5 protein-coding genes are annotated in these 7,384 nt (G+C 39.0%); 1 reads left to right on the top strand and 4 read right to left on the bottom strand.

Annotation, left to right across the window (positions count from 1 at the left end):
* Nucleotides 1–1,498: 1,498 nt before the first annotated feature.
* The 3 genes from FTU95_RS14400 to FTU95_RS14390 all read right to left on the bottom strand — a co-directional run bounded on the left by FTU95_RS14400 (nucleotide 1,499) and on the right by FTU95_RS14390 (nucleotide 4,573).
* On the bottom strand, nucleotides 1,499–2,713 hold the full coding sequence (locus FTU95_RS14400; RefSeq protein ID WP_180078853.1) for a restriction endonuclease subunit S: 1,215 nt from the start codon (nucleotides 2,711–2,713) through the stop codon (nucleotides 1,499–1,501).
* Nucleotides 2,714–2,878: 165 nt separating this feature from the next.
* Complete coding sequence (locus FTU95_RS14395; RefSeq protein ID WP_180078851.1) at nucleotides 2,879–3,775, bottom strand: replication initiation protein; 897 nt, start codon at nucleotides 3,773–3,775, stop codon at nucleotides 2,879–2,881.
* Between the two features lie 270 nt (nucleotides 3,776–4,045).
* Nucleotides 4,046–4,573 (bottom strand): plasmid replication DNA-binding protein, encoded by a 528-nt coding sequence (locus FTU95_RS14390; protein ID WP_180078849.1) that lies wholly within the window; start codon nucleotides 4,571–4,573, stop codon nucleotides 4,046–4,048.
* 157 nt (nucleotides 4,574–4,730) lie between these two features.
* On the opposite strand from FTU95_RS14390, the gene FTU95_RS14385 reads away from it, so the two are divergent.
* Complete coding sequence (locus FTU95_RS14385; RefSeq protein ID WP_180078847.1) at nucleotides 4,731–5,063, top strand: hypothetical protein; 333 nt, start codon at nucleotides 4,731–4,733, stop codon at nucleotides 5,061–5,063.
* A gap of 141 nt (nucleotides 5,064–5,204) precedes the next feature.
* Here the strand turns inward: FTU95_RS14385 and FTU95_RS14380 are convergent, their stop codons facing one another.
* Nucleotides 5,205–6,560, bottom strand: a complete 1,356-nt coding sequence (locus tag FTU95_RS14380; protein ID WP_180078845.1) for a hypothetical protein — start codon at nucleotides 6,558–6,560, stop codon at nucleotides 5,205–5,207.
* Nucleotides 6,561–7,384: the final 824 nt, after the last annotated feature.

The following is a 7,384-nucleotide window of genomic DNA, read 5'->3' as shown; positions in this document are numbered from 1 at the left end:
AGACGTTAGAACTCCTGTCTTGGGTAGGAATACCGCCCAAGATATGCCACTGAGGGGAGCATTACAGAGAAAGAAATTGGTTGGTGAGATGTGCATCAATTGATTTTGGGGAACTGTAGCAAATGGCTGAAATATATGATATTTCGAAGTTTGTGGTGCTTTCAGAAATGAAAGCATCGTGTAAATAGCTCAACCGAACAAGCTTCTGGCTTTTCGGTTAAAACCGAAAAGTGTGAAGCAAGTGGGAAAGTATGTAGGAGCTTTATCCTGACCTTTAAAGAAACCGACCTGATATTGGGTTGGACACCTGTTAAGTAAGTTTGCGGAACGACGACTTACGTGTGACACGTCTGTAATGGACAAGGCTTTAAGGGTTATAGGAAGGCTGATAGCATTCGAGTAGTTTTGGAGATAAGTGGGGAAGATGGTGCAGGTTCATGCGATTGTAAGCATGTTCAGCTTGATTTTTAGAGCAACTGTTTTGGTTCATAGCCAATTCAACCATTGGGAGATTAGCCAAGTAGGAGCGATTTCACGAATCGCAGTAGCAAGAGCGAAAACGAGCTTTTGGAGTAACTACCAAAAGTAAACGGTCAAGTACAAAACGAAGTTTCTAAGTGACGTGAGTCAACCAATGTTGTTTATTGGTAATAATTCGACTTGTTAAAGAGTTCTGAGGACGAAAGGCTAAGCAGAGTAACCGTAAGGTTTTAATGTGGTCACAAGTAAAGAAGAGAACGAAATTTGATTTTGCTATGGGTGGTTTCTATAGTGATTCAGCAAAGTGGGTAAGGGTTTGGTCGCCCTTACTACAAACGATGTTGGATACAGAGTGGTTTCTGTAGATCTGTTTCAGTTGAGAGAAGTCAAAAGATTGATGCACTTAAGCATCACCCCCGACAGGTTAAGTCGGAACGTGAGCGAAGACGTTAAAAATGCGGAGCTAGGAGCTTGTCACTGAAATGACAGGAGGTGTTTGTACCCTGCCCCTTTTTGGGCTAAACAACTCAGGAGCAATTCCCTAAATTTGTAAGCTTTCAAAACGGCTTTTGAGGTTTTGACGCAATTCTCAGCGATACGAGAACTATCCTATGGTAGTGTAACATTTTAATTTTTATGTCTTTTTTGATGACATTGCTCGCATTTCAGTTTGGTCACTGAGTTTTTTTGCAGATGCAATCGAGGTTAAAGATTCATAAAAATTTAGTTATGGAGCTTCAAAACTCCAAATTAGTTTTAACTTATTGTTATTACTAAACTTTCAACTAGGTTATTTAATTTCTTAGCTGAAATTTCTTAATCTAGCGATTGATCTCCATCAAACGAGATTTATCACAATTTAAAAGGACTATCGCACTTTTGCTTTAGTCCTTTTATCTTTTAATAGCCATAGAATCGCACCATTTGCGTTTTTAGCCACTTTTCCAAGAAAGTAACACTCCCTTAAGGAGTAGCCTTTAAAAGGCCAAAATAGAGCGAAATATGTGGGTTTAAACGTTTAGATAAACATATTCTGCAACAAGCCTTTTTTCCACTGTTTGGCTTGTTCAATTTGCTGTGCAACGACTTCAATTTTTTGGTCAATGGCAGATAAAAAGCTGGCGATTTTTGTTTGTTCTTCGATGCAAGGTAACAATATTTTCATCGGTTGAATTTTACTTTTACTAATTTCGAGAAAGGTTGATCCACTAGCTCGCTCAATAAACTGCTGTTTATTTTTTACAATCCAATAATATAAAAATTCATTTAAAATTTTTGAGTTGACTATAAAGGATTGAAACCCCTGATTAGTTGTAACTTGAGCAGTCGATATTGCCACTTCACCAATTGTTGCTCTAGATGTAAAAAGAACTGTCCCTATAGGGAGTTTCTTTGCCGATGACTTTTGAACGCCAAATTCTGAAATAGTACGTTTACTCCTCCCTATAAATTTTTTATTTATTTCTGATGGAGTTAACCATGCAACATTACCATTCCAATATTCTTCGTTATTAGTAGATGGAGTTCCCCCTCCAACTATGTCAGCAACATCCCCAAGTGTCTTACTTTCCCACTCCCCAAACTCACTCCCATCATCCGCTTTAAAACGAATCTGCTGACTAAACAGCTTTTGCATCATTCCTTGTTTGTATTGACTCAGCAGCTCATGTTTTTTGGTCAGTTGACTAATCTTTTCATCAACAGCAGAAAGAAAAGAAGCGATTTGGGTTTGTTCGGGTTTAGATGGGATAGTTAACTCAAAACTCCTAATAGATCCAAGGTTCAATCCAGCTTTTGCACCTGAATCATTTAAACTGTTTAATTTATTATTATATTTTTCAGTAGAAAGCGCATAAGCAACAAACTTAGAGTCCAGAGTATTTTTCATTCTGACCAAAGCTGTATGCTGATTAATATAAGCAGTTCCTAATCCTTCGGGTATCCAACCTAATTTTCCTAACTCTGCGGTAATAGAAATCAAAATATCACCTTTTTCTAAACTTGTTCTTTTACCTTCATTAGAACCAACAGGCAATTGAACAAATCTTAAATCTGATAAATCTAAATTGATCCCATTACGAACAAGATTAGTCATTCGAATAAATTTATCACCTGAATCAGAATAATATTGTGCCCAATCACGCGAACCACTTGTAACTATTTCCGATTTAGCACCAATCGTAGTTTTTTGCCAATCACCATCAAACTCTTTAAATCTTAATTTAGGAAACAATTATAAAACTCTCTTGAAATAATGAAGCTTAAAATAAAGAAATTAACTAGGTAAAAACAGCTAAAAATAGCCTAGGCTGAGATCGTGGAACATTCCTAAAATTGACCATAGTGACAGCCAAAATACCCCCTCTTCGAGGGGATATCTGATATAGCTTATTTGGTCTCACTTTTTCTCTTGTTTTTTCTGTCTGCGATAGTAAGTTGCTCGACTGATTCCCATAGCTTCCCACGGCTTTGTAGAACGCTCAGAATCAGCTTTAGCTCCACGTTTAGATTTTTGCCCACCTTTACGCCCTTTCTCAGCGTGCCATTGCTTTAAACCTTGTTCACTAAATCTTTGCCATACCCAAGTCGCTATGCTCTTTGCTGTAGCTTTAACTTCTGAGTAGGGTAAGGCTTCGGGAAAACCTGCGTTTATGTCCTTTAGGCGGTCTTTGACAGCGTTGTGCCACATTTGGAAAGGGGTGTTTGCCTGTTTGAACTCCATGACTGCGGTATAAGCCCATGCTGCGCCCTGCTGAAACATGGTGCAGTTACGCCCTAAACCTTGATCTTGCTCGCTTTTCCTAAGTGCTTTAACCACAACATAGTCGGCAAGCTCATCGAGCAAATAAGACTTATCTGTGAAGTACATCATCCGCCAAGCAGGGTTATATGGGTTTTTGGTCAGTTTTCGGCTGTACCCTGCATCAGCTTTGAGTTTTCGAGCCATAGCAGCCTGAATTTTTGCAGCGTACTGCATCGGCTTAATGCTTGCAATTTCGGTTGTTGGGTAAGGAAACAAAAGGCGATAACAGACGTGCACATGCCCATTTTTCGGGTTCTGTGCTACCCAAAAAGGCTCAGGCAAGTTTTCTTCTCGCCAAGCAAGTGCAGATTCAGGGTAATCGAGATCAAAGACAAAGTAACTAATCAGGCAAGGCTGATTAAATTCGATATATTTCTTTCTAATCGCTTCTGTTTTTTTCGTTCTGTATTGTCCATCCGCAAAATTATCTGTGCAGTGCGGATAGTACGCAAGATCATCAAAAAACAGGTCTAGCTGTTTTTTTAGAGCCATGTTGTCCTTCAAAAATATTTGAATTAGTCGGCTCAACTAGGCTACAATCAGGCTTCATATATCTGTTGTTGCTAGTTGAGATTAATTTCTCATCAAGTTACCGAAAGAAGACTCGACGCCACATCGAGTTTTTTTTCGTCTGCGAAAAAGTGTACACCAATTTTACAACCTTGTTAAGTTATTCATTTTATTGCGAATTATTAAAAAAATGCACAACAAACAAAAATGTATGTTGCTGTTTTTAAATAGTTAAAAAATTACCATCAGGAATTAAACATCGAAGACAGCACCAATAACACGCCCTAAAAGACCTTTTTTACGTGATTTTGGCTCATTGTCTTTTTGCTGTTTCCCTGAATACAACGCGGTTTCTATCGGCAATGATTCAGTAAGAACCTGGGGAGCTATTTCTTCGGTGACTTTCTCATTTTTTATACTTGGCTCATTCGGCTTTGGTGCTGAAAGTAGAGTCTGCAAAAGATGAATACTCTGATCTTTAGTTGTAATTTGTTCCTTTAAAAATCTCTCATTTTCTTCTAATTTTTTTACTTGTTTTTCGAGAATTTCCACCTGTAACTTTAGGGTGTAACTCTCTGTCATATTTTCTGTAACCTGTTGCTGTAACTCGGTTACAGGTACTCCCCTTTCGGAGGGTTCACCTAAAACTCGCAGTGCTTCTGAAAAATCTATTAAACCATCTGCCGATTTAGAAAGCTCCCCTTTATTGATGCGCTTATAGATACTTTGTCGATTAATTCCATACAGCTTTGCAAGCTCTCCTACTCTCATTTTTTTCATAGGTTACACACCCTGTAACTTGCTGTAATTTTACAACAACAAGGTTACTGTAACCCTGTAAACTTGGTCAATGTTTTTGATTACTCTTAAAATAGAATAGATTTTATGTACTAAATCTTTATAATTAATAGGGTTTTAAAAATATCGATTTAATAATATGACGTACGAAGAAATTAAAGACTTAACTTTACAGCTATCTTATCGAGATAAATTTAGATTAGCTCAGCTTCTTCTTCAAGTCGGAAGAAAAGAAGAAGAAGAACAATATGTTGAAAAAGTAAAAGAGGAACACTTTCTCGATGTAGATTACGTATCAGAACGCCTACTTAAAAATCGCCCAAGTAAATTAAAAACCTTGGAAAATTTCATTGATGCCATGTTTCAATTCAAAGGATCTATTTCAGAAGAGGATAGAACAACTCTAATCTCTAATTTACAGCGAAAGAAGATTATCAAAATAGAAAAAAATTCAGTTCTGTACTTAGATTAAATACTTCATTTGTAGTGTTCCATGTTTTCTTCTTGTTCCCTTTGCTCATCTAATGCTTGTGATGGTTCTTTCGACTTGCAGTTTAGGAAGCCGACACCGCAGAGGACGACAAGAAAAAAAGCTATGCTTTTTTTGGTTTGCTTATTCATTTGGTTTATCTCTACCATCAGGTGCGGTTTTCCTAAAGCCTGTGAATTTGAGGAATCTACTAGCAAGGCTGTCTTTAATTTTTTCCTCAACCACGCCACCGCTAAGCTTTGCACCTTCTGTATTTTTCTGTTTTAAGCTCTTGGTTACATGCCGTCTTTCGATTTCATATAGTGAAAGGATTTCATTTTCTTTTTTTACGATCTGCGACTCGTCCAAGCCTTCTCTATAGTTCTCGATTGCATCTTTCAGCTCGGCAAAGGAATGATATTTAAACTCAAATCTTGAAGCATTAAAGCCTGCCCTGCTTGCTAACTCTTTGACTTTAAAAGCATTGGTTATCGGTAGGGGAGCAGTTTTTGCTTTATTATCTTTCGCACGAACGGCTTTCGACTGTTTGATAGCTTTGCCATTAAACCGCCATTCAATCTCACTGACGATCTTACCTACATCACTCGCAGTACCGCTAAATGCAGGCATGTGCTTTACCAAAAAAATTGCGTCACTGACACAGCCTGCAACTTCAGTTGGGGTCAGCTTAACCATGCGTCCAATTTCAGCCTTAGTCGGTGAGCTTGCTTTTTTGGCATCATCCGACAACTTCCTGTTTTCAATCTTCCGTTGATTTTCGATCTCAGATTTTTTCTGCGACTTCTTCGCCAAAATTGCTTGGTCTATCTTCAACTCAGCGATGCGTTTCAGGTACTTGGCATAGTGTGGTGTGAGATGCCATGTCCAACGTACAGTTTTCAGATTTCTAGGCACTTCACCATTTTCGACTCTTTTAGCATCCAAAGCAGACTGCTTCTTCTTCTGCCGATCTGTGTACTCGGATCTGCGTAAAACAAGCTTCTTAATCTGATCTTTGGTGTAGATATAAAGCCGTTCATGCTCCCACTCTAAGCAAGAGAAGTCATCAGGATTTGGGTTGTTTTTGGTGGTGAAAGCCTTTTTGATAAAGGCTTTCTGCCATTGCACAGCAATCTTTTTTCTATGCTCAGGCGTAACATTTCCTGTTTCCACGACTTCGAGATCGTCAACCATTTTTTTATATACATCGGCTTGGGAACGGACAGCAATCGGCAAAGTGACCAAGAGGTAAACCATACACTTTTGCTTGGCAAGTAATGTCTGATTCAACTGCACAACCATGTGCCCAGCACATGGGTGTTCAGGGGAAGTCGTGGCTCTGCCAAGTGCCACGTTGTATTTCTTAATAAGAGAAGTCAAAGCACCTTCCGCTTTATCTAGATCAATCAGCATTTTCTTATAGTAAGTAGCTTTGCCGATAGATACACACTTGAGAATGCCGATCATAGCAATTTCATCTGATGTAGCGTAAAAAATCATGCCCCCTTCCCTGCGCTTAAAATTCTGTAGTAGTAAAACTGTAATAGTAAAATCAATAAAAGTGAATAGTCCTTTATGAATTTGAAGCTAAAGAAATAAAAGCTTTGCGTAGCAAAGCTTTTAGAAACAAACAGCTTCGCTGTTTGTCAAACGGAGCTTTGCTCCGTTTCGGGGGCAACGGATTCCGTAGTTAAGTCGTTCCTAAAATTAACGAAGGTAGACGTTGCCCCCGACGATTTTTTCACCTAAAGTAGCCATCAGATGACGCAATTCTTTAAAAACAAGTTTTCTTCTTTTTGAAAGATGGATGCGCCCTAATCGTTTGACTTATCTCAAACAGGAGGGGCGACCAACCCTCCTGTTTCTCTTTGATCGGGAGGACTGACCATCCTCTTTCAATCACTTGTTAGCTTTCCTAGCAGTCGAAAATTTATTTTCGACTGCGTACTAATAGGAAGGTAGTTTTACCCACGCTCGGCGAAGCGGACTGCCATGCCAAATGGCTCGGTCACGCTACGCAGGGGGCGGATGGAGAGCTTGCTTGTTTGCAAAAATACGCATCTCTGCGTCCTCTACCCGTTCCTTTTAGGAAATTTTATTTTGCACAGCCGTCTATATGACAAGCTGTGTGGTTTTTGGGCGACCATGAATGCCAAAATGAAGAGGAGTCGAACCAAATCTGCTTTAGGATTTGTCTAGACGTTAGAACTCCTGTCTTGGGTAGGAATACCGCCCAAGATATGCCACTGAGGGGAGCATTACAGAGAAAGAAATTGGTTGGTGAGATGTGCATCAATTGATTTTGGGGAACTGTAGCAAATGGC

Source organism: Acinetobacter sp. YH12208 (assembly GCF_013418055.1).
Classification (GTDB): domain Bacteria; phylum Pseudomonadota; class Gammaproteobacteria; order Pseudomonadales; family Moraxellaceae; genus Acinetobacter; species Acinetobacter pseudolwoffii.
The sequence above is the reverse complement of the archived record's forward strand: the minus strand, read 5'-3'. Positions and strand labels throughout refer to the sequence as shown.

Coding starts and splice junctions, on each gene's coding strand:
- FTU95_RS14385 (WP_180078847.1), top strand. CDS start 4,731: ATGACGTACGAAGAAATTAAAGACTTAACTTTACAGCTATCTTATCGA.
- FTU95_RS14395 (WP_180078851.1), bottom strand. CDS start 3,775: ATGGCTCTAAAAAAACAGCTAGACCTGTTTTTTGATGATCTTGCGTAC.
- FTU95_RS14390 (WP_180078849.1), bottom strand. CDS start 4,573: ATGAAAAAAATGAGAGTAGGAGAGCTTGCAAAGCTGTATGGAATTAAT.
- FTU95_RS14380 (WP_180078845.1), bottom strand. CDS start 6,560: ATGATTTTTTACGCTACATCAGATGAAATTGCTATGATCGGCATTCTC.